This window comes from Achromobacter sp. FW305-C-28 (assembly GCF_058783235.1).
In genome coordinates this window covers 211668-232150 of record NZ_JBYSYL010000002.1, presented here as the reverse complement: position 1 = coordinate 232150, position 20483 = coordinate 211668, and the positions used below count along the sequence as shown (strand labels likewise).

Below are 20483 nucleotides of genomic sequence, written 5' to 3'. Positions count from 1 at the left end.
CCCCGTTTACAGCGCGATGCGGCGGAAGTCGGCCAGCAAGGCGCCCAGATAGGCGTTGAAGCGGGCAGCAGCCGCGCCGTCGATGACGCGATGGTCGTACGACAGCGACAGCGGCACGATCAGGCGCGGCACGAACTGCTTGCCGTCCCAGACCGGCTTGTGCGACGAACGCGACACGCCCAGGATGGCCACTTCGGGCGCGTTGATGATCGGCGTGAACGACGTGCCGCCAATGCCGCCCAGCGACGAGATCGAGAAGCAGCCGCCCTGCATGTCGGAGGGCGAGATCTTGCCGTCGCGCGCTTTCTTGGACAGGTCGGTCATTTCCTGGGCGATCTGCAAAATGCCCTTCTTGTCGGCATCGCGGATCACCGGCACCACCAGCCCGTTGGGCGTGTCGGCGGCGAAACCGATGTGGTAGTACTGCTTGAGCACCAGGTTGTCGCCATCCAGCGAGGCGTTGAACTCGGGGAATTTCTTCAGGGCCGCGACCACGGCCTTGATCAGGAAGGCCAGCATCGTGACCTTGATGCCCGACTTCTCGTTTTCCTTGTTCAGCGTGACGCGCAGCGCTTCCAGGTCGGTGATGTCCGCTTCGTCGTTGTTGGTGACGTGCGGGATCATGACCCAGTTGCGGTGCAGGTTCGCGCCGGAAATCTTCTTGATGCGCGACAGGGGCTTGGCTTCGACCGGACCGAACTTGGTGAAGTCGACCTTGGGCCACGGCAACAGGCCCAGCGCGGCGCCGTCGGCCGAACCGCCGGCGGCGGCAGGCGCGGCCGAAGACGACAGGGCCTGCTTGACGAAGGCGCGCACGTCCTCGGCGGTGATGCGGTCTTTCGGACCAGAACCCTTGACGCGGCTGAGGTTCACACCCAGTTCGCGGGCGAACTTGCGCACCGACGGCGATGCGTGCGGCAGCTGGCCGGGCTTGAGGTTGGCGTCTTCCAGCGCGGCGGCCGGGGCCGGGCGCGAGGCGGGCGCTGCCGGGGCGGCTTCCGACTTGGCCTCGGCCTTCGGCGCGGCGGCGGTTTCGGTCTTGGCGGCAGGTGCAGCGGCCGGTGCGGCGGCGGCAGGCGCGCTGCCTTCCACCACGACCACGATCGAGCCCTTGGCGACCTTGTCGCCGACCTTGACCTTCACTTCCTTGACCACGCCGCCTTGCGAGGCGGGAATTTCCATCGAGGCCTTGTCGGACTCGACGGTGATCAGGCTTTGCTCGGCCTTGATCGTGTCGCCCACGGCGACCATGACTTCGATGACTTCCACTTCCTTGAAGTCGCCGATGTCCGGCACTTCGATCTCGACCGGGCCGCTGGCGGCGGCCGGCGCGGCCGCTTCCGCCTTGGCGGCGGGCGCGGCGGCGGCAGCCTGCTTGGGCGCTTCCTTGGCTTCGGCCTGGGGGGCTTCTTCCTTGGCGGCCGGCGCGGCAGCGTCCGACGCTTCCACTTCGAGCACCACGGCGCCTTCGGCGACCTTGTCGCCGACCTTCACGGCGATCGACTTCACCACCCCGCCCTGCGAGGCGGGGATTTCCATCGAAGCCTTGTCGGACTCGACGGTAATCAGGCTCTGCTCGGCCTTGATCGTGTCGCCCACCGCCACCAGCACTTCAATGACTTCCACTTCCTTGAAGTCGCCGATGTCGGGAACCTTGATTTGCACGACGTTGCTCATGTCTCTTTACCCTCAGGCGTATTGCGGGTTGGCTTTGTTCGGATTGATGCCGTACTTCTTGATGGCTTCGGCCACCTTGGCAACCGGCACCTTGCCTTCGTCGGCCAGCGCGCGCAGCGCGGCGACCACGACGAAGTGGCGATCCACTTCGAAGTGCTCACGCAGCTTGGCACGGAAATCCGAGCGGCCGAAACCGTCGGTGCCCAGCACCTTGTATTCGCGGCCCTTGGGCACGAACGGGCGGATCTGGTCGGCGAACAGCTTCATGTAGTCGGTCGACGCGATGATCGGGCCTTCCGTCTTGGCCAGCTGCTCGGTGACGTAGGCCACCTGGGGCTTCTTCTCGTCGGGGTGCAGCATGTTGTGGCGCTCGGCGTCCAGGCCATTGCGGCGCAGCTCGGTGAAGCTGGTGACGCTCCAGAGGTCGGATGCCACGCCCCAATCGGCTTCCAGCAGCTCTTGCGCGGCCATGACTTCGCGCAGGATCGTGCCCGAACCCATCAGTTGCACGCGGTTCTTGCCCTTGCCGTGCGACTTGAGCTTGTACATGCCCTTGATGATGCCTTCCTCGTCGCCCTGGGTCAGACCGGGCTGCGGGTAGTTTTCGTTCATCACCGTCAGGTAGTAGTAGACGTTTTCCTGGTCTTCCACCATGCGCTTCAAGCCATGCTGGATGATGACGGCCAGTTCATGGCCGAACGTCGGGTCGTACGAGACGCAGTTGGGGATGGTCGAGGCCAGGATATGGCTGTGGCCGTCTTCGTGCTGCAGGCCTTCGCCGTTCAGCGTGGTGCGGCCCGCGGTGCCGCCCAGGAGGAAGCCACGCGCCTGCATGTCGCCGGCAGCCCAGGCCAGGTCGCCGATGCGCTGGAACCCGAACATCGAGTAGTAGATGAAGAACGGGATCATGATGCGGTTGTTCGAGGAGTACGACGTGGCCGCCGCAATCCAGGAGCTCATCGCGCCCGCTTCGTTGATGCCTTCCTGCAGGAGCTGGCCGTCGGCCGCTTCCTTGTAGTACATGACCTGGTCCTTGTCGACCGGGGTGTACTTCTGGCCTTCCGGCGCGTAGATGCCGATCTGGCGGAACAGGCCTTCCATGCCGAAGGTGCGCGATTCGTCGGCCAGGATCGGCACGACGCGCGGACCCAGTTCCTTGTCGCGCAGCACCTGGTTCAGGATGCGCACGAAAGCTTGGGTGGTGGAGATCTCACGGCCTTCGGCGGTGGGTTCCAGCACGGCCTTGAAGGCTTCCAGGGCGGGGGCCTTCAGTTGCTCGTCGGCCTTGGCGCGGCGGCGCGGCAGGTAGCCGCCCAGCGCGGCGCGGCGCTCGTGCAGGTACTTCATTTCGGGCGAATCATCGGCCGGCTTGAAGTACGGCAGGTCGGCCAGCTGGTCGTCCGGGATGGGGATGCCGAAGCGGTCGCGGAATTCGCGGATCGAGTCCAGTTCCAGCTTCTTTTGCTGGTGGGTCGGGTTCTTGGCCTGGCCCACGTGGCCCATGCCGTAGCCCTTGATGGTCTTGGCCAGGATGACGGTCGGCTGACCGGTGTGGCTGGTCGCGGCGTCGAACGCGGCGTAGACCTTGTGGGGATCATGGCCGCCGCGGTTCAGGCGCCAGATGTCTTCGTCGCTCATGCGCGACACGGCTTCGAGCAGCTTGGGGTGCTTGCCGAAGAAATGCTCGCGCACGAACTTGCCGTCGTTGGCCTTGTACGCCTGGTACTCGCCGTCGACGGTTTCTTCCATGATCTTGCGCAGGATGCCTTCCTTGTCGTGCGCCAGCAGCGGGTCCCAGTAGCCGCCCCAGATCAGCTTGATGACGTTCCAGCCCGAACCGCGGAAGTCGCCTTCGAGTTCCTGGATGATCTTGCCGTTGCCGCGCACCGGGCCGTCCAGGCGCTGCAGGTTGCAGTTGACGACGAAGATCAGGTTGTCGAGCTTTTCGCGGGCCGCCAGGGCGATGGCGCCCAGCGACTCGGGTTCGTCCATTTCGCCGTCGCCGCAGAACACCCAGACCTTGCGGTTGCTGGTGTCGGCGATGCCGCGGGCGTGCAGGTACTTCAGGAAGCGGGCCTGGTAGATGGCCATCAGCGGGCCCAGGCCCATCGACACCGTGGGGAACTGCCAGAAGTCGGGCATCAGCTTCGGATGCGGGTACGACGACAGGCCCTTGCCGTCCACTTCCTGGCGGAAGTGGTTCAGCTGTTCTTCGGTCAGGCGGCCTTCAAGGTAGGCGCGGCCGTACATGCCGGGCGAGGTGTGGCCCTGGAAGTAGACCAGGTCGCCGCCGTGGCCTTCGTCTTCGGCGTGCCAGAAGTGGTTCTGGCCGCAGCCGATCATGGTGGCCAGCGAGGCGAACGACGCGATGTGGCCGCCCAGGTCGCCGCCGTCCGGCGGATTGTGCTTGTTGGCCTTGACCACCATGGCCATGGCGTTCCAGCGCACGTACGAGCGGATGCGCGATTCCAGTTCCAGGTTGCCCGGATGCGCGGGCTCCAGGCCCGGGGGAATCGTGTTGACGTAAGCGGTATTCGGCGAGAACGGGATGTGGGCGCCGGAGCGACGGGCTTCGTCGATCAGGCGTTCCAGCAGGTAATGTGCGCGCTGCGGTCCTTCGCGATCAAGGACTGCCGCCAGGGCTTCGAGCCACTCCTGGGTTTCAAGGGTGTCTTCGTCGTTGGCAGCCTGCACGGCGCCAGCCTGGGCGAAAGAGGACATCGTGTGTCTCCTGTTGGGGTTCGTTCGTGACCACACCCGCTTATTTGATCTACTCGCGGACACGCCATGGTAGCCGGGATCATCCGGGCTGCCCTGCCATGCATGGGTCGGGGTGTTGTGCTAGAGACCGGCTACTAGATGAGCGGTATCTCTCTATCAGCCGGCATTCTAAGAAAGAAGATTAACCGGTCGCAAGGAAAATTTCATGTTGCGGTACGGCATTTCATAATGCGAAAATATGAATGCAAGCTGAAAAGGAGGAGAGCCACTTTTTTAGCCGATCGCCGGGTTCGCGGGCTTGATTCCCGGCAATTCCGTTCCGACACGCATTAAAATGCCCCCCACGCCGCGCCTTCGGCTTGCTGCCCCCGCGGGGTCGTTTTCATCTTGAGGCGGCTCGGCAATGAAAAATGCCCGCCCTATCCGGCCCGAATTCCATGTCCAGCGCGCCCAAGTCCAATATACCCACGCCGTTCCACGACCACGCCCGCACGCGCCGCCGCGGGGTGTACTGGGTCACGCCCGCGATGGTGCTGATCCTCTATATCTGTGTGATGGGGGTGTTTTTCTGGTTGCAGCGCATCCACGACGACAGCGTCATGTTCGTGACCATCGACCAGGAAATGCGGCAGCAACGCCTGATCTGGGTGGTGCTGGCGCTGTCGTGCGTGATCGTCATCAGCCTGTTGATGCTGTGGCGCTATACCCGCTTCCGCTCGGCGGCCGAGGCCGCGCTCATCGCCGAAACGGGTTTTCGCCGCGCCATGGAAAACTCCATGTCCACCGGCATGCGGGTGCTCGACATGGAAGGCCGCATCGCCTACGTCAACCCGGCGTTCTGCCGCATGATCGGCTGGAACGAAGCCGACCTGATCGGCCGCAGCCCGCCCTTCCCTTATTGGGTGCCCGGCCGCCACGAGCAGCACCAGCACACGCTGGACGTGCTGATGTCGGGCAAGACACCCAGCAGCGGCCTGGAAGTCGAAGCCCAGCGGCGCGACGGCTCGCGCTTCACGGCGCGCATGTACGTGTCGCCCCTGCTGGACCCCAATGGCAACCAGATCGGCTGGATGACCTCCATGACCGACATCACCGAGCCCAAGCGCATCCGCGAGGCCCTGACCGCCGCCCACGAACGCTTCATGACCGTGCTGGAAGGCCTGGACGACGCCATCTCGGTCACGGCCGATACCCACGACGGGCTTGAGCTGCTGTTTGCCAACCGCACCTACCGCCGCGTGTTCGGCGCCCAGACGGGCGGCCACGACGAACTGCTGGCCGGCCGCCGCGGCCGCTTCACCGACGAATCCGTCGAAGTGTTCGCGCCGTCGGTGCAGCGCTGGTTCGAAGTGCACCACCGCATGCTGGCCTGGACCGACGGGCGCCGCGTGCGCATGCAGGTGGCGCGCGACATCACCGAACGCCGCGGCCACGAAGAAGCCTCGCGCGTACAGCAGGAAAAGATCCAGCTGACCAGCCGCCTGACCACCATGGGCGAAATGGCCTCGTCGCTGGCGCACGAGCTGAACCAGCCCCTGACCGCCATCGCCAACTACAGCATGGGCGCCGTGGCCCTGGTCAAGGCGGGCCACACCAGCCCCAACATGCTGTTGCCCGCCCTGGAAAAGGCCGCCTCGCAGGCCGAGCGCGCCGGCAAGATCATCAGCCGCATCCGTGAATTCGTGAAGCGCAGCGAGCCGCGCCGCCAGCGCGTGGCCATCGGCCGCATTGTCGACAACGCCATCGGTTTTGCCGAAATCGACGCCCGCAAGCGCCGCATCCGCATCGACAGCTTCGTGCCGTCCAACGCGCCCGACGTGCTGGCCGACCCCATCCTGATCGAACAGGTGCTGCTGAATTTGCTCAAGAATGGCCTGGAAGCCATGGAAAAGAGCGAGTCCGACGAGCTCAAGGTGGCGGTCATCCTGCACGAACAGCACATCGAAGTGGCGGTGGTCGACCGCGGCCACGGCCTGGCCGAGCCGGAACGCCTGTTCGAACCCTTCTTCAGCACCAAGACCCAGGGCCTGGGCATGGGACTGAATATCTGCCGTACCATTATCGAATCGCACCACGGCCGCCTTTGGGCGGACCCCAATCCCGCCGGCGGTACTATTTTCCGCTTTACCCTGCCCTGCGCTGCGTCTCAGACGCAGGCTCAGAATGATCAGTCCGAGGAGTTGCACGCATGAACACGCCCCACCTGTCGAGCACGGTATTCATTGTTGATGACGACGAAGCGGTCCGCGATTCGCTGCGCTGGCTGCTGGAAGCCAACGGCTATCGCGTCCGCGCCTATGCCAGCGGCGAATCCTTCCTGGAAGACTACGACGCCAGCCAGATCGGGGTGCTGATCGCCGACGTGCGCATGCCCGGCATGAGCGGCCTGGAACTGCAAGAGCAGCTCATCGCTCGCAACGCCCCGCTGCCCATCGTCTTCATCACCGGCCACGGCGACGTGCCCATGGCCGTGTCGACCATGAAGAAGGGCGCCGTCGACTTCCTCGAAAAGCCGTTCAACGAATCCGATTTGCGCGAAATCGTGGCGCGCATGCTTGAGCAGGCCACGCAACGCGTGAGCAAGCACCAGGCCCAGAAGGACCACGAAGCCATGCTGGCGCGCCTGACCGCGCGCGAGCAGCAGGTGCTGGAGCGCATCGTCGCCGGCCGCTTGAACAAGCAGATCGCCGACGACCTGGGCATCAGCATCAAGACCGTCGAGGCGCACCGCGCCAACATCATGGAAAAACTTGAAGTGACCACCGTTGCTGATTTGATGAAAGTGGCTTTGGCCAAACCGGAGGCGCACGCATGAGCCGCAGGGCCGCTCCCAAGGCGAATACCGTAGCGCTCCGCGCGGAGGCTGCCGAATGACCGCCAGGATTATCGATGGCGTGGCATTGTCGCTGCGCATTCGCGAAGACGTCGCCCAACGCGTCGCCGCCCTGGCCGCCAAGGGCACGCGCCCCGGGCTGGCCGTGGTGCTGGTCGGCGAAGACCCGGCGTCGCAAGTGTATGTCCGCAACAAGGTCGCGGCCTGCGAAAAGGCCGGGCTGCATTCCGTCAAGGAACAGTACCCCGCCGACATGACCGAGGCCGAGCTGCTGGCCCGCATCGACAAGCTGAACCGTGATCCGTCCATCCACGGCATCCTGGTGCAGTTGCCGCTGCCCAAGCACATGGACTCCCACAAGGTCATCGAAGCCATCGCGGCCGAAAAGGACGTGGACGGCTTTCACATCAGCAACGCCGGCCTGCTCATGACGGGCCAGCCGCTGTTCCGCCCCTGCACGCCCTACGGCGTGATGAAGATGCTGGAATCCGAAGGCGTGGCCCTGCGCGGCGCCGAAGCCGTCATCGTGGGCGCCAGCAACATCGTGGGCAAGCCCATGGCCATGCTGCTGCTGGCCGCCGGCGCCACCATCACGATCTGCAATTCCAAGACGCGTGACCTGGCGGCCCAGACCCGCCGCGCCGACGTCCTGGTGGTCGCCACCGGCAAGCCCGGCATGATCGACGGCTCGATGATCAAGCCCGGCGCCGTCGTCATCGACGTCGGCATCAACCGCGGCGCCGACGGCAAGCTGTGCGGCGACGTGGACTTCGCATCCGCCAGCCAGGTGGCCGGCGCCATCACGCCCGTGCCGGGCGGCGTAGGCCCCATGACCATCGCCATGCTGCTGGTCAACACCGTCGAAGCGGCGGAACGGGCCGCTGCCTGAAGCCGACCGTCTGCCCCGCTGCGGCGCCCCTGTGGGTTTGCCCCGCGCCCTTTCGAGGGACGGGGGGCAAACCCATAATCGTTTCTGGGCGCGGCCAGGGTCACCCGCCGCGGCCGGCGCGCCTGCGGCAAGCGACGCCCTTGCTTTTCGGCGCGCCGCCCCAACCTGATCCTTATGTTTGCCGGCGCGCTCGCGTGCTGCCCGCCCCCCTCTTACGCAATTGGTAACGCCATGACCCAGAATCCCCTGCTCGCCCCCGTCTCCGAACTGGTCGATTACCAGGCGGTCAAGCCCGCCCACGTGGTGCCGGCCATTGAAGAACTCCTGGGCATCGCCCGCCAGGCCGTGGACCGCGCCGCCGATCCGGCGCTGGCGCCCACTTGGGAAGCCGTGGTCGAGCCGCTGGACACGGCATCCGAACGCTTGTGGCGCGCCTGGTCGGTGGCCGGCCACCTGAACGCCGTGGTCAACACGCCCGAACTGCGCGAGGCCTACAACGCCGCCCTGCCCCTGGTGACCGAGTTTTCCACCTGGGTCGGCCTGCACGAGGGCCTGTACCAGCAGTACCAGCGCCTGGCCGCCGCGCCCGATTTCGCATCGTGGACCCCGGTGCGCCGCCGCATCGTGGAAATGGCCCTGCGCGACTTCCGCCTGAGCGGCGTCGAACTGCGCGGCGCCGACCGCGAACGCTATGCCGCGATTTCCGACCGCGAAGCCCAGGCCTCGCAGAAATTCTCTGAAAACGTGCTGGACGCCATCGACGCCTGGTCGCTGGTGGTCGAGGACGAATCCCGCCTGAAGGGCATTCCGGCCGACGTGCTGGCCGCCGCCCGCGCCGCCGCCGACGAAGACGGCAAGGCCGGCTGGAAGCTGACGCTGAAGATGCCCTGCTACCTGCCGGTGATGCAATACGCGCAGGACCGCACGCTGCGCGAAGCGCTGTACCGCGGCTACGGCACGGTGGCCTCCGAGCAGGGCGATGCCCAGTTCGACAATTCCCCGTTGATCGAAGAACTGCTGTCGCTGCGCGCCGAAGAATCGAACCTGCTGGGCCTGGGCACGTTCGCCGCGCTGCGCCTGCAGACCCGCATGGCGCGCGACGCCGCCGAAGTCACCGGTTTCCTGCGCGACCTGGCCGCGCGCGCCAAGCCCTACGCCGAACGCGACCTGGCCGAACTGAAGGCCTTTGCCGCCGCCGAACTCGGCCTGGCCGATCTGCAACCCTGGGACGTGGGCTATGCGTCCGAGCGCCTGCGCGAGTCGCGCTATGCGTACTCGGAAGACGAGGTCAAGCAGTACTTCACCGAGCCGCGCGTGCTGGCCGGCCTGTTCGAGGTCATCGAAACGCTGTTCGACGTGCGCCTGGCCGAAACCCCGGTGTCGTCCTGGCATGCGGACGTGCGCGGCGTGCGCGTCGAAAGCCCCAAGGGCGACCTGATCGGCTACCTGTACCTGGACCTGTACGCCCGCTCGGGCAAGCAAAGCGGCGCCTGGGTCGACAGCGAGCGCACCCGCCGCGTCGTGGCCGGCCGCGTGCAGACGCCCATCGCCTACCTGACCTGCAACTTCTCGCGCCCCAATGGCGACCGCGCCGCCGTGCTGACGCACGATGACGTCATCACCCTGTTCCACGAAACCGGCCACGCCCTGCACGCGCTCCTGTCCGAAGTGGACGAGCCCGGCGCCGCCGCCTTCGCCAGCGTCGAATGGGACGCCATCGAGCTGCCCTCGCAGTTCATGGAAAACTTCTGCTGGGAATGGGCCGTGGTGCAAAAGCTGTCGGCCCACGTCGAGACCGGCGAACCGCTGCCGCGCGCGCTCTACGACCGCCTGGTCGCGGCCCGCAATTACCAGAGCGGCATGCAGACCGTGCGCCAGATCGAATTCGCGCTGTTCGACATGCTGATGCATGACCGCGCCAAGGGTGCGTCCATCGACGAAGTACTGGCCTTGCTGCAGCAGGTGCGCAGCGAGGTCGCGGTGCTGTTCCCGCCGGCCTGGCACCGCCTGCCGCACGCGTTCTCGCACCTGTTCGCAGGCGGCTACGGCGCGGGCTACTACAGCTACAAATGGGCCGAGGTGCTGTCCGCCGACGCCTACGAGGCCTTCGAGGAAGCCGCTGCTGGCCAGGCCGCCAACGCCCTGGGCACGCTGGACCCGGCCACCGGCGCGCGCTTCCGCCGCGAAGTGCTGGCCGTGGGCGGTTCGCGCCCGGCCGCCGAATCGTTCGCCGCGTTCCGTGGCCGCGCCCCACGGATTGATGCGCTGCTGCGTCACAGCGGCATGCAGCCGGCCTGAGGCCGGCACGCAGCGCTACTGCCCGCCGGGCCGGCGCGCTGACACCACCAGCCAGCGCCCGTGCAGCGATGAATCCGACCCAGCCTGCCGCCAGAAGTGGCGGCTGGGTTCGTCCTGGGCACGTTTGAGGCGGGCTTGGCAATCGCGCCGCGCCGGCCACGCAATCAGCCGGTCAAGCCAGGGGACCTGGCCGGCTTCGACCACTTTGTGCAGGGTGATGTCGGCAAAGCCCTGGTCCGCCAGCAGCCGATGCAATTGCGCGAAGCCCCAGGGCAAAGGCATCGCACTCGCGGTGCTGCCGGGCGGGTTCGATTGCGCCGAGGAATCGGCCTGGAACCCCCGCTTGAGCGCCCGAAGCCGGGCGCGCACATCGACCGCATTCGGTGCGGTCAGCACCAGCGTGCCGCCGGGGCGCAACGCTTGACGCAACGCCTGGACCAGCAGGCCGGGATCGGTCGCCTGATGGATGGCTTCGCTGCAAACAACCGCGTCGTACGGTGCCGGCACGGGTAGCGGCGATTCCAGGTCGTGCACCGTCAGTCGGCGATAGCCATTGGCCGACTCGGGCAAGGCAGCCGGGCCGATGCCGTCCACCTCGACGTCGCGCCCCGTGGCCGGGCGCGCCATGTCGCCCAGCCAGCCGCGGCTGCAGGGCGCGTCCAGCACGCTGTCGGCCCGCCGGCTGCGCAGGATGTCCAGCACTACCGGGTAATACGGAAAATAGGGATAGCCCAGCGCATGGTTGGCCGCAGTATTCATGGATGACGCCTCGCCGGTTCGATTACTGACACGGCCCTGAATGTATGCCCTGCCGCGCCCCGCGGGGGCCGTTTTGGCAGAAGGCCAACAATATTCAGACAAAGCTTCACAAGTGGCCTTTGCGCCAGGACAAGTCCGCGTCTGCCGCCCCACCGGCCGCCCCCAGCCAAGCAGGTAGAATCGACGGGTTTATCCCCCAACCGGCGATGGAACTCATGCGACACCTGAACACCGGCCGCGCCTGGCGCGGCCTGCTGCTGGCCCTGTGCGTACTGCTTGCCGCCTGCGGCGACCGCAACGTCGACTGGAAGCTGTACAACGTTCGCGGCCATCTGCCCGACCTGAAGTTCTCGTTGCCGGGCGCCGGCGGCAAGACGGTCAGCAGCGACGACCTGAAGGGCAAGACAGTACTGCTGTTCTTCGGTTACGCCAGTTGCCCGGACATCTGCCCCACCACCATGGCCCAGCTGTCGGCCGTGTTGCAGAACCTGGGCGACAAGGCCCGCGACGTGCGCATCCTGTTCGTCAGCGTCGATCCGCACCGCGATACGCCCGACATCCTGCAGGCCTACGTCAACGCCTTCAACAACAACGCCATCGGCGTGACCGGCAACGAAAAGCAGGTGGCCGACCTGGCGCGGCGCTACCGCGTGGCCTACCAGATCGAAAAACCCAAGCCGGGCGACGATGCCGATCAGTACGAGGTCACGCACAGCCGCGGCGTGTATATATTCGACAAGGAAGGCCGCGCGCGGCTGCTGGCTTCGGACACCGACAGCATCGAGACGCTGACCCACGACCTGCGCCAGCTGATCGACCTGACGTCCTGACGATTGCTTCACCCGCACGACGGCGGGACGACGCGGCGCAGCATGTTGCGCCTGCGCCCCACATACCAGTTGTTACAGCCCCTGCGCGGTGCGCGTGAGTAATATCAGGACGCATTGCCCCTTTACCCTCGCAAGGAGTACGCGCATGAGCATCATCATCATGATCATCGTCGGGTTCATCGTGGGCCTGATCGCCCGCGCGATCATGCCCGGGGACCAGAACATGGGGATCATCATGACCACCATCCTGGGCATCATCGGCGCCGTCGTGGCCGGTTTCCTGGGCCAGAACCTGGGCTGGTATGCCCCCGGCGAACCGGCAGGCTGGATCGGTTCGGTCGTCGGCGCGATCATCGTGCTGTTCGTCGTCGGGCTGATCACCAAGAAACGCGGCTGACGCGCCAGGCGCACGCATCAAGCAAAGCGGGCCGATCTTTCGATCGGCCCGCTTTTTTTTGCACCGTCCCTTGCGACAAGGCGGCGCACCACGCGTGGCAGAACGTCAGCCGGGCTGCGCCTGGCCGGCCGCCGGCGTGGCCGCGCCATCCGCCGGCTGCGCCGCGGTGACGGTGCGCTCGGTCCAGCCGCCGCCCAGCACCTTGTACAAGGTGACCAGGTTCGACAGGCGCGTCAGGCGCGTGTTCACCAGCGTCTGCTGGGCGTTGTAGAGCGAACGCTGCGAGTCCAGCACCGTCAGGTAGTCATCGATGCCCTGGCGAAAGCGCTGGTCGGACAGGTCGTAGGCGCGCTGGTTGGCGGACACCAGCAGTTGCTGCGCCTGGATCTGCTCGTCCAGCGTGCCGCGGCCGGCCAAGGCGTCGGCGACTTCGCGAAAGCCCGTCTGGATGGACTTTTCGTACTGCGCGACCTGGATGTTCTTCTGCACCTTGGCCAGGTCCAGATTCGCCAGCAGCGAGCCGCCCGCGAAGATCGGCACGGTGATCTGGGGCACGAAGCTCCAGGCGCCGGAACCGCCGTCGAACAGGCCGCCCAGGCTGGCGCTGGCCGTACCGGCGTTGCCGGTCAGGCTGATGGTCGGGAAGAACGCGGCGCGCGCCGCGCCGATGTTGGCGTTGGCGCCCTTCAACTGGTGCTCGGCCGCGCGGATGTCCGGGCGGCGCGCCAGCAGTTCGGACGGCAGGCCGGCCGGCAAGGCAGTGGGCAGCATGCCGTCGTCCAGCTTGACCGCGTTGTCCAGCGCTGCCGACATATCGGGCGACAGCGGCTGGCCCACCAGCAACACCAGCGCGTTGCGGTCCTGGGCGGCCTGGCGCGTGTACTGCGACAGGTTGCTCTGGGCAGTGCGCAGCGACACTTCGGCCTGACTCAGGTCCAGCGCCGTGGACAGGCCCTGGTCGAAGCTTTGCTTGGTGAGCTTGTACGAGTCGTCCTGGCTCTTGAAGGTATCGCGAGTCAGGTTCAGCAGTTCCTGGTCGGCGCGCAGCGTCAAGTAGGCGTTGGCCACTTCGGCAATCAGCGTCAACTGGGTCGCCGTACGGGTTTCGTCCAGGGCCAGGTAGGATTCCAGCGCCTTGTCGCTCAGGCTGCGGATGCGCCCGAACAGGTCCAGTTCCCACGACGACAGCGCAGCGCCCACCTGGTAATTGTGGCTGGTGGAAGCCTGGCCGCTGGGCGACAGGTCGGCCGGCGTGCGTTGCGCGGTTTCCTTGCCGGCGAGGCCCACGGTGGGCAACAGGTCGGCGCGCTGGATCCGGTATTGCGCCCGGGCGGCCTCGACGTTCAGGGCCGCCACGCGCAGGTCGCGGTTGTTGGCCAGCGACTGCTCGATCAACTGCTGCAGCAGCGGATCGGTGAAGAAGTCGCGCCAGCCAATGTCGGCGGTGGCCACGCCGGTGCCCGCCGCGTCCGCCTTGTAGGACGGACCGGTCGGGTACGCCGAAGACACCGGCGCATCGGGCCGCTCGTAGGTCGGGGCCAGCGAGCAGCCCGCCAGGGCCGCCGCCAGGGAAACAGACAGCAAGGTTCTCATCTGAAGCTTCATTGCGGTTTTCCTTCGACGGACACGTCCTGCGCATCGTTGGCGCTGGGGTCGTGCTTGTCGCGCCGCGCGCTCATGCGTTCCACCTTGAACAGGCGCAGCATGATCACGAAGAACGCGGGGACGAAGAAGATGGCCAGGAAGGTCGCGGTCAGCATGCCGCCGATCACGCCGGTACCGATGGCGTTCTGGCTGCCCGAACCGGCGCCCGACGAGATCGCGAGCGGCACCACGCCCAGGATGAACGCCAGCGACGTCATCAGGATGGGGCGCAGGCGCTGGCGGGCCGCGTGGATGGCCGATTCGGTCAGGCTGGCGCCGGCCTCGTAGTGCTCTTTGGCGAACTCCACGATCAGGATGGCGTTTTTGGCCGCCAGCCCGATTGTCGTCAACAGGCCCACCTGGAAGTACACGTCGTTGGACAGGCCGCGCAGCAGCGTGGCCGCCAGCGCGCCGATGATCCCCAGCGGCACCACCAGCATGACCGCCGTCGGGATGCTCCAGCTTTCATACAGTGCCGCCAGGCACAGGAACACCACGATCAGCGAAATCGCGTACAGCGCGGGAGCCTGGGCGCCCGACAGCCGTTCTTCGTACGACATGCCGGTCCATTCGAAACCGACGCCCACCGGCAGCTTGCTGGCGATGCGTTCCATTTCGTTCATGGCCGCGCCCGAGCTGTAGCCCGGCGCCGCCTGGCCTTGGATGTTGAAGGACGGCACGCCGTTGTAGCGGTTCAGCTTTTGCGGGCCGAAGCTCCAGGTGGCCTTGGCAAACGCCGAGAAAGGCACCATGTCGCCGTTGTTGTTGCGCACGTACCATTTGTCCAGGTCATCGGGCAGCATGCGCGAGGACGCTTCGCCCTGTGCGAACACCTTCTTGACCCGGCCGCGATCGATGAAGTCGTTGACGTACGACGAGCCCCACGCGGTGGACAGCGTGCTGTTGATGTCCGACACGGCCACGCCCAGCGCACGCGCCTTTTCACGGTCGATGTCCAGCTGGTACTGCGGCGCGTCTTCGATGCCGTTGGGGCGCACGCCCTGCAGGATCTTGCTTTGCGCCGCTTCGCCCAGCAACTGGTTGCGCGCGGCCAGCAGTTTTTCATGGCCCACGCCGGCGCGGTCCATCAGCTGGAAGTCGAAACCGTCGACGTTGCCCAGTTCCATCACCGAAGGCGGCGGCACCACGAACAGCTGGGCGTCGCGCTGGGTCTTCCTGAAGTGGGCGTTGGCGCGCGCCGCCACGGCGGCCGCCTTCAACTTGGCGTCGCCGCGCTCTTCCCAGTCGCGCAGCTTGATGAACAGGATCGAGGCGTTCTGGCCGCGGCCGCCGAAGTTGAAGCCGTTGACGGCGAACACGGACGTGACGGCGTCTTTTTCCTCGGTCAGGAGGTAGTTGGTGGCTTCGTCGATGACGGCCTTGGTGCGTTCGGCGGTAGCGCCGGCCGGGGTCTGGATCTGGGCGAACAGAATGCCCTGGTCTTCGCCCGGCAGGAACGCGGTCGGGATACGGGTGAACATCCAGCCCATCGCGATGACGATGGCCAGGTACACCACCATCAGGCGCTTGGTGCGGCCCAGGCCGCGCGCCACGGTGTTGGCGTAGCCGTTGCTGCTGCGCTCGAACGTGCGGTTGAACCAGCCGAAGAAGCCGCGCTTGGTGCCGTGGTGGCCCTTGGGAATGGGCTTGAGCAGCGTGGCGCACAAGGCCGGCGTGAAGACGATGGCCACGATCACCGACAGCACCATCGAGGACACGATGGTGATGGAGAACTGGCGGTAGATCACGCCCGTGGAGCCGCCAAAGAACGCCATCGGGATGAACACGGCGGCCAGCACCATGGCGATGCCGACCAGCGCGCCGGTGATCTGGCTCATGGATTTACGCGTGGCCTGCTTGGGCGTCAGGCCCTCTTCGGCCATCACCCGTTCCACGTTTTCCACGACCACGATGGCATCGTCCACCAACAGGCCGATGGCCAGCACCATGCCGAACATCGTCAAGGTATTGATGGAATAGCCGAACGCGGCCAACACGCCGAACGTACCCAGCAGCACCACCGGCACCGCCAGCGTCGGAATCAACGTGGCGCGGAAGTTCTGCAGGAACAGGTACATCACCAGGAAGACCAGGATGATGGCTTCGATCAGCGTCTTGAACACTTCCTCGATGGACAGGCTGACGAACGGCGTCGTGTCGTACGGATAGACGACGTCCATGCCCGGCGGGAAGTACGGCTTTAGGTTGTTGATGGTGTCGCGCACCGCCTGGGCCGTATCCAGCGCGTTGGCGCCCGGGGCCAGCTTGATCGCCAGGCCCGAAGCGGGCTTGCCGTTGAAGTAGCTGTCGATGGCGTAGGTCTGGCCGCCCAGTTCGATGCGGGCGACGTTGGCCAGGCGCACCTGGGAACCATCGGGATTGACCTTGAGCAGGATGCGGCCGAAGTCTTCCGGCTTTTCCAGGCGCGAGGGGCCGATGATGGTGGCGTTCAACTGCTGGCCGCGCACGGCGGGCAGGCCGCCGAGCTGGCCGGACGACACCTGGACGTTCTGCTCTTTGATGGCGTTGACCACGTCGACCGTGGTCAGGCCGTAGTTCACCAGCTTGGCCGGATCGAGCCAGATGCGCATGGCGTACTGCGAGCCGAACAGCTGGAAGTCACCCACGCCCTCGGTACGGCTGATGGGATCCTGGACGTACGAGGCGACGTAGTCGGCCAGGTCGTCCTTGGTCATCGTGCCGTCGGTGGACACGAAGCCCGCCACGATCAGGAAGTTCTTGGTGGCCTTGGTGACGCGAATGCCCTGCTGCTGCACTTCCTGCGGCAAGAGCGGTTGCGCCAGCGACAGCTTGTTCTGCACCTGCACCTGGGCGGTGTCGGGGTTGGTGCCCTGGCGGAACGTCAGCGTGATGGACATGCTGCCGTCGGAGTTGCTTTCCGAGGAAATGTATTCCAGGCCGTCAAGGCCGTTCATCTGCTGCTCGATCACCTGCACCACGGTGTCCTGCACGGTCTGCGCGGACGCGCCCGGGTAGGTCACCGCGATGCCGATGGCCGGCGGCGCGATATTCGGATATTGCGAAACCGGCAGTTTCAGGATGGACAACGCGCCGGCCATCATCAGCACGATCGCGATCACCCATGCGAAAACCGGTCTTTCGATAAAAAACTTTGCCATGCAAGGCTCCCTGACTACTGCTTGGCGGCCGCGGCGCCCGCTTGCGGCTGCTGCGGCGACTTGGCGCCGGCTTCGGTGGCAACCACCTCAACGCCCGGACGCACCATCTGCACGCCTTCCACGATGACCTTTTCGCCGGCCTTCAGGCCGTCGGTAACCAGCCACTGGTCGCCGATGGCGCGATCGGTCTTGAGTTCACGCAGTTCGACTTTGTTCTCGGCGTTCACCACCAGGGCCGTCGGCAGGCCGCGCTGGTTGCGCGTCACGCCGCGTTGCGGCACCAGCAGGCCGTCGGCCGCCACGCCGTCGACCAGGCGGGCACGCACGAACATGCCCGGCAGCAGCCGGCGATCGGGGTTGGGGAACACGGCGCGCAGCGTGACCGAGCCCGTGCCCGGGTCCACCGTCACTTCCGAGAACTGCAGCTTGCCTTGCTGGGTGTATTGCGAACCGTCTTCCAGCGTCAGCGTCACCAGCGCGGCCTGCTCGCCTTCGGCCTTTTTCAGCTGGCCGCTGGCCAGCGCATTCTGCAGGCGCAGCAGCTGGACGCTGGATTGGGTGAGGTCGACGTACATCGGGTCGATCTGCTGGACCGCGGCCAGGGCCGTGGCCTGGTTGGCCGTGACCAGCGCGCCTTCGGTGACGGCCGAGCGGCCGATGATGCCGTCGATGGGCGACAGCACCTTGGTGTAGACCAGGTTGATGCGTGCGGTGTCCAGCGCGGCCTTGGCCGACAGCACGTCGGCAACGGCCTGGTCGCGCGAGGCGACGGCGTTGTCGTAGGTCTGTTGGCTGACGGCGCGGGTGGCGACCAGCGGCTTGTAGCGTTCGGCCAGCAGCGCGGCGGTCTTTTGCTGCGCCTGGGCGCGCGCCAGGGCGGCCTTCTGGCTGTCGAAGCTGGCCTGGTAGAGCGCGGGGTCGATCTGGTAGAGCTGCTCGTTCGCCTTGACCTCGCCGCCTTCGGTGAACAGGCGCTTTTGCACGATGCCGTTGACCTGCGGGCGGACTTCAGCCACGCGGAAAGGCGAGGTGCGGCCGGGCAGTTCGGTGGTCAGGGAAACCGGCTTGGTGGTCAGCGTCACCACCGTCACCTGCGGCTTGCCCGCCTGGGGCGCGTCCTGCTTCTTGCCGCAAGCGGCCAACGTCAGAGCCGATGCCGTCAGCGTGACCACCGCCGCGCTGCGCCACATAGCGCTTTTCTTGTTCATAGATTGCATTCCCGATTTCCAACTAAAAAGGTAGCCCTCGCGCCCGCCCGTCAGGGGCTGATCGCCCGCTGGAAGGCCCCGGTCGCCGCGGGAGTCGCGGCGGCATCGGCGGCACGTCCCGAGCCGCGCGGCGGTCGGGATCGCGAGGATTGACTGGGGTGGTGTTGCCTCAGGCATCAGGCGGGGCTTAGACGCAATGCTGCATTGCAGAAATTGCATTTTGCGTTATCCCGTTCCAGAAACAAAGGGGCATATGGAGAAAACATCATTCCAGATATGGGACAATCTTGAGCCCCATCGTGTGACAGAATCGCTTTCATGAAACGCTTACAAGGCATGGAACTCTTCGTCGAGGTCGCCAAGACGCGTAGTTTTAGCCGCGCCGCGGCCGCGCTGGGAGTCCCGAAATCCACGTTGTCTCGCCAGGTGGCCGAACTTGAACGTTCGGTCGGCCTGCGCCTGCTCAGCCGCACCACCCGCAAGGTCGAGCTGACCGACGCCGGCCGGCTGTACTTCGAACGCTGCCAGCGCATCGTGGCCGAGGCCCAGATCGCCCATGAAGAGCTGCAGAAGCTGGTCGACACGCCGTCGGGGCCGCTGCGGGTGAACATGCCTGCGGATTTCGGCACGGACTTCCTGGCTGAATCGTTCATGGAATTCTCGCGCCGCTATCCCGACGTCACCTTTTTCCTGGACCTTGCCAATCCCGACCACGCACAGCGCGTGTTCCAGACCTGCGATATTTCCATCGAAATCGGCGATCTGCCCGACTCGACGCAGATTGCGAGGCTGCTGGGCATGCTGCCGGCCCATCTGTACGCCTCGCGGGAATACCTGGAGAAACATGGCGAACCCACGCACCCCAGCGACTTGACCCGCCACGAGTGCATCGAGTTCCGCGCCGAAGGCGCCGGCCGGGTGACCCGCTGGCCGCTGAACAGCGGCGACCAACACATTCAGTTCACGCCGGGCAACCGGTTTTCCGTGAATGGCGTGGCGATGGCCCGGCGCCTGGCGATGCTGGGCGCGGGAATCACCGTGCTGGTCGGCGGGCAGACCGCCGAACAGAAATCGGGCCAGTTGCGGCGTGTGCTGCCCGATTGGCAGCTGGGCCCGTTTCCGGTGTATGCCGTCACGGAAACACGATTGCTGCCCGCCAAGACCCGGATTTTCATCGAATTCCTGATGGAGCGCCTGGGTGGCGACGGGCAAGCGAAGGATACCGCGCCCTTCATGAAATGAAGGCGGTTCGGAAACAGACTGAAAAGTTTGTGGCGCGGCGGCCAGGCCCCGCGCCGCGCTGAGCGGCGCGCGGGCGCCGGCCCCTAGAAGCGTTCGTCGTCGCGCAGGTAACGCCATTGCCCCAGCGGCAGGTCGCCCAGCGACACCCGGCCGATGCGCACGCGCTTGAGCCCCACCACTTTCAGCCCCACCAGTTCGCACATGCGGCGGATCTGGCGCTTCTTGCCTTCGCGCAGCACGAAACGCAACTGGTCGTGGTTCTGCCAGCGCACCTGCGCGGGCTTGAGCGCCTTGCCGTCCAGCGACAGGCCATGGTTGAGCAGCGCCAGGCCGTGGTCGGACAGGTCGCCCTGCACCCGCACCAGGTATTCCTTGTCGACGCTGGAATCCTCGCCGATCAGGTGCTTGGCGATGCGGCCGTCCTGCGTCAGCACCAACAGGCCCTGCGAATCGATGTCCAGCCGCCCGGCCACGGCCAGGCCGTCCAGGTGGCCGCGTTCGAAGCGCTGCGGGCTGCGGCAGCCTTCGAAGCGCGAGCGCGCGTCGATCAGCGCGACGGCCGGCGTGTAGCCTTTTTCGGCCTGGCCTGACACGTAGCCCACCGGCTTGTTGATGAGGATGGTGACGCGCGAGGTCTGGCGCGCCTGCGCCGCGCGTTCCAGGGTGATGACCTGGTCGGGATAGGCCTTGGCGCCCAGTTCGGACACCACTTCGCCGTCGACCCGGACCCAGCCGCGTTCGATATAGCTGTCGGCCTCGCGGCGCGAACAGAGTCCACGCTCGGACATGAGCTTGGAGATTCGTACTTTTTCCATGGGCGGTATTGTATGCGGAGCCCGGCGCGC

Annotated in this window: 14 protein-coding genes; 7 read left to right on the top strand and 7 right to left on the bottom strand. The window is 66.0% G+C overall.

What is annotated here, in order from left to right:
• Positions 1 to 6 precede the first annotated feature (6 nt).
• Positions 7 to 1677, bottom strand: a complete 1671-nt coding sequence (gene aceF / locus AC3WMR_RS05990; protein WP_492263776.1) for a dihydrolipoyllysine-residue acetyltransferase — start codon at positions 1675 to 1677, stop codon at positions 7 to 9.
• Between the two features lie 12 nt (positions 1678 to 1689).
• Positions 1690 to 4398 (bottom strand): pyruvate dehydrogenase (acetyl-transferring), homodimeric type, encoded by a 2709-nt coding sequence (gene aceE, locus AC3WMR_RS05985; RefSeq protein WP_492263777.1) that lies wholly within the window; start codon positions 4396 to 4398, stop codon positions 1690 to 1692.
• Positions 4399 to 4835: 437 nt separating this feature from the next.
• Here aceE and AC3WMR_RS05980 point away from each other — a divergent pair, with 437 nt between their 5' ends.
• From AC3WMR_RS05980 to AC3WMR_RS05965, 4 genes are all read left to right on the top strand, one after another.
• A complete protein-coding gene (locus AC3WMR_RS05980) occupies positions 4836 to 6590 on the top strand; it encodes a PAS domain-containing sensor histidine kinase (RefSeq protein ID WP_025138923.1) in 1755 nt (584 codons plus the stop codon).
• Complete coding sequence (locus tag AC3WMR_RS05975; RefSeq protein WP_006219003.1) at positions 6587 to 7213, top strand: response regulator transcription factor; 627 nt, start codon at positions 6587 to 6589, stop codon at positions 7211 to 7213. The genes AC3WMR_RS05980 and AC3WMR_RS05975 overlap by 4 nt, the downstream gene beginning before the upstream one ends.
• A gap of 55 nt (positions 7214 to 7268) precedes the next feature.
• Positions 7269 to 8120 (top strand): bifunctional methylenetetrahydrofolate dehydrogenase/methenyltetrahydrofolate cyclohydrolase FolD, encoded by an 852-nt coding sequence (folD, locus tag AC3WMR_RS05970; protein ID WP_492263778.1) that lies wholly within the window; start codon positions 7269 to 7271, stop codon positions 8118 to 8120.
• A gap of 231 nt (positions 8121 to 8351) precedes the next feature.
• The gene (locus AC3WMR_RS05965) at positions 8352 to 10418 is read left to right on the top strand and encodes a M3 family metallopeptidase (RefSeq protein WP_492263779.1); all 2067 of its coding nucleotides are present in this window, start codon (positions 8352 to 8354) and stop codon (positions 10416 to 10418) included.
• A gap of 15 nt (positions 10419 to 10433) precedes the next feature.
• Here AC3WMR_RS05965 and AC3WMR_RS05960 read toward each other — a convergent pair whose 3' ends face one another.
• Complete coding sequence (locus AC3WMR_RS05960; protein ID WP_492263780.1) at positions 10434 to 11177, bottom strand: class I SAM-dependent methyltransferase; 744 nt, start codon at positions 11175 to 11177, stop codon at positions 10434 to 10436.
• 215 nt (positions 11178 to 11392) lie between these two features.
• Here AC3WMR_RS05960 and AC3WMR_RS05955 point away from each other — a divergent pair, with 215 nt between their 5' ends.
• Both AC3WMR_RS05955 and AC3WMR_RS05950 read left to right on the top strand, forming a co-directional pair.
• Positions 11393 to 12007, top strand: a complete 615-nt coding sequence (locus AC3WMR_RS05955; RefSeq protein WP_492263781.1) for an SCO family protein — start codon at positions 11393 to 11395, stop codon at positions 12005 to 12007.
• Between the two features lie 145 nt (positions 12008 to 12152).
• Complete coding sequence (locus tag AC3WMR_RS05950; RefSeq protein ID WP_492263782.1) at positions 12153 to 12404, top strand: GlsB/YeaQ/YmgE family stress response membrane protein; 252 nt, start codon at positions 12153 to 12155, stop codon at positions 12402 to 12404.
• Between the two features lie 105 nt (positions 12405 to 12509).
• Here AC3WMR_RS05950 and adeC read toward each other — a convergent pair whose 3' ends face one another.
• From adeC to AC3WMR_RS05935, 3 genes are read right to left on the bottom strand one after another with little or no spacing between them, the layout of a single operon-like run.
• The gene (adeC, locus tag AC3WMR_RS05945) at positions 12510 to 14009 is read right to left on the bottom strand and encodes an AdeC/AdeK/OprM family multidrug efflux complex outer membrane factor (RefSeq protein WP_492263783.1); all 1500 of its coding nucleotides are present in this window, start codon (positions 14007 to 14009) and stop codon (positions 12510 to 12512) included.
• The gene (locus AC3WMR_RS05940; RefSeq protein ID WP_492263784.1) at positions 14006 to 17188 is read right to left on the bottom strand and encodes an efflux RND transporter permease subunit; all 3183 of its coding nucleotides are present in this window, start codon (positions 17186 to 17188) and stop codon (positions 14006 to 14008) included. Before AC3WMR_RS05940 ends, adeC begins: the two co-directional genes overlap by 4 nt.
• 14 nt (positions 17189 to 17202) lie before the next feature.
• The gene (locus AC3WMR_RS05935) at positions 17203 to 18396 is read right to left on the bottom strand and encodes an efflux RND transporter periplasmic adaptor subunit (RefSeq protein ID WP_492263785.1); all 1194 of its coding nucleotides are present in this window, start codon (positions 18394 to 18396) and stop codon (positions 17203 to 17205) included.
• A 336-nt stretch (positions 18397 to 18732) separates the two neighbouring features.
• On the opposite strand from AC3WMR_RS05935, the gene AC3WMR_RS05930 reads away from it, so the two are divergent.
• Positions 18733 to 19638: a LysR family transcriptional regulator gene (locus AC3WMR_RS05930; RefSeq protein WP_025138932.1), complete on the top strand. Its 906-nt coding sequence runs from the start codon at positions 18733 to 18735 to the stop codon at positions 19636 to 19638.
• A gap of 83 nt (positions 19639 to 19721) precedes the next feature.
• Here AC3WMR_RS05930 and AC3WMR_RS05925 read toward each other — a convergent pair whose 3' ends face one another.
• Entirely contained in the window at positions 19722 to 20453 is a 732-nt protein-coding gene (locus tag AC3WMR_RS05925; RefSeq protein ID WP_025138933.1) for a pseudouridine synthase, read from the bottom strand.
• Positions 20454 to 20483: the final 30 nt, after the last annotated feature.

Excerpts from the sequence above, each read along its gene's own strand:
- aceE (WP_492263777.1), bottom strand. The coding sequence starts at position 4,398 with ATGTCCTCTTTCGCCCAGGCTGGCGCCGTGCAGGCTGCCAACGACGAA.
- AC3WMR_RS05960 (WP_492263780.1), bottom strand. The coding sequence starts at position 11,177 with ATGAATACTGCGGCCAACCATGCGCTGGGCTATCCCTATTTTCCGTAT.
- AC3WMR_RS05975 (WP_006219003.1), top strand. The coding sequence starts at position 6,587 with ATGAACACGCCCCACCTGTCGAGCACGGTATTCATTGTTGATGACGAC.
- AC3WMR_RS05965 (WP_492263779.1), top strand. The coding sequence starts at position 8,352 with ATGACCCAGAATCCCCTGCTCGCCCCCGTCTCCGAACTGGTCGATTAC.
- AC3WMR_RS05940 (WP_492263784.1), bottom strand. The coding sequence starts at position 17,188 with ATGGCAAAGTTTTTTATCGAAAGACCGGTTTTCGCATGGGTGATCGCG.
- adeC (WP_492263783.1), bottom strand. The coding sequence starts at position 14,009 with ATGAAGCTTCAGATGAGAACCTTGCTGTCTGTTTCCCTGGCGGCGGCC.
- AC3WMR_RS05935 (WP_492263785.1), bottom strand. The coding sequence starts at position 18,396 with ATGAACAAGAAAAGCGCTATGTGGCGCAGCGCGGCGGTGGTCACGCTG.
- AC3WMR_RS05955 (WP_492263781.1), top strand. The coding sequence starts at position 11,393 with ATGCGACACCTGAACACCGGCCGCGCCTGGCGCGGCCTGCTGCTGGCC.
- AC3WMR_RS05925 (WP_025138933.1), bottom strand. The coding sequence starts at position 20,453 with ATGGAAAAAGTACGAATCTCCAAGCTCATGTCCGAGCGTGGACTCTGT.
- AC3WMR_RS05980 (WP_025138923.1), top strand. The coding sequence starts at position 4,836 with ATGTCCAGCGCGCCCAAGTCCAATATACCCACGCCGTTCCACGACCAC.
- folD (WP_492263778.1), top strand. The coding sequence starts at position 7,269 with ATGACCGCCAGGATTATCGATGGCGTGGCATTGTCGCTGCGCATTCGC.
- AC3WMR_RS05950 (WP_492263782.1), top strand. The coding sequence starts at position 12,153 with ATGAGCATCATCATCATGATCATCGTCGGGTTCATCGTGGGCCTGATC.
- aceF (WP_492263776.1), bottom strand. The coding sequence starts at position 1,677 with ATGAGCAACGTCGTGCAAATCAAGGTTCCCGACATCGGCGACTTCAAG.
- AC3WMR_RS05930 (WP_025138932.1), top strand. The coding sequence starts at position 18,733 with ATGGAACTCTTCGTCGAGGTCGCCAAGACGCGTAGTTTTAGCCGCGCC.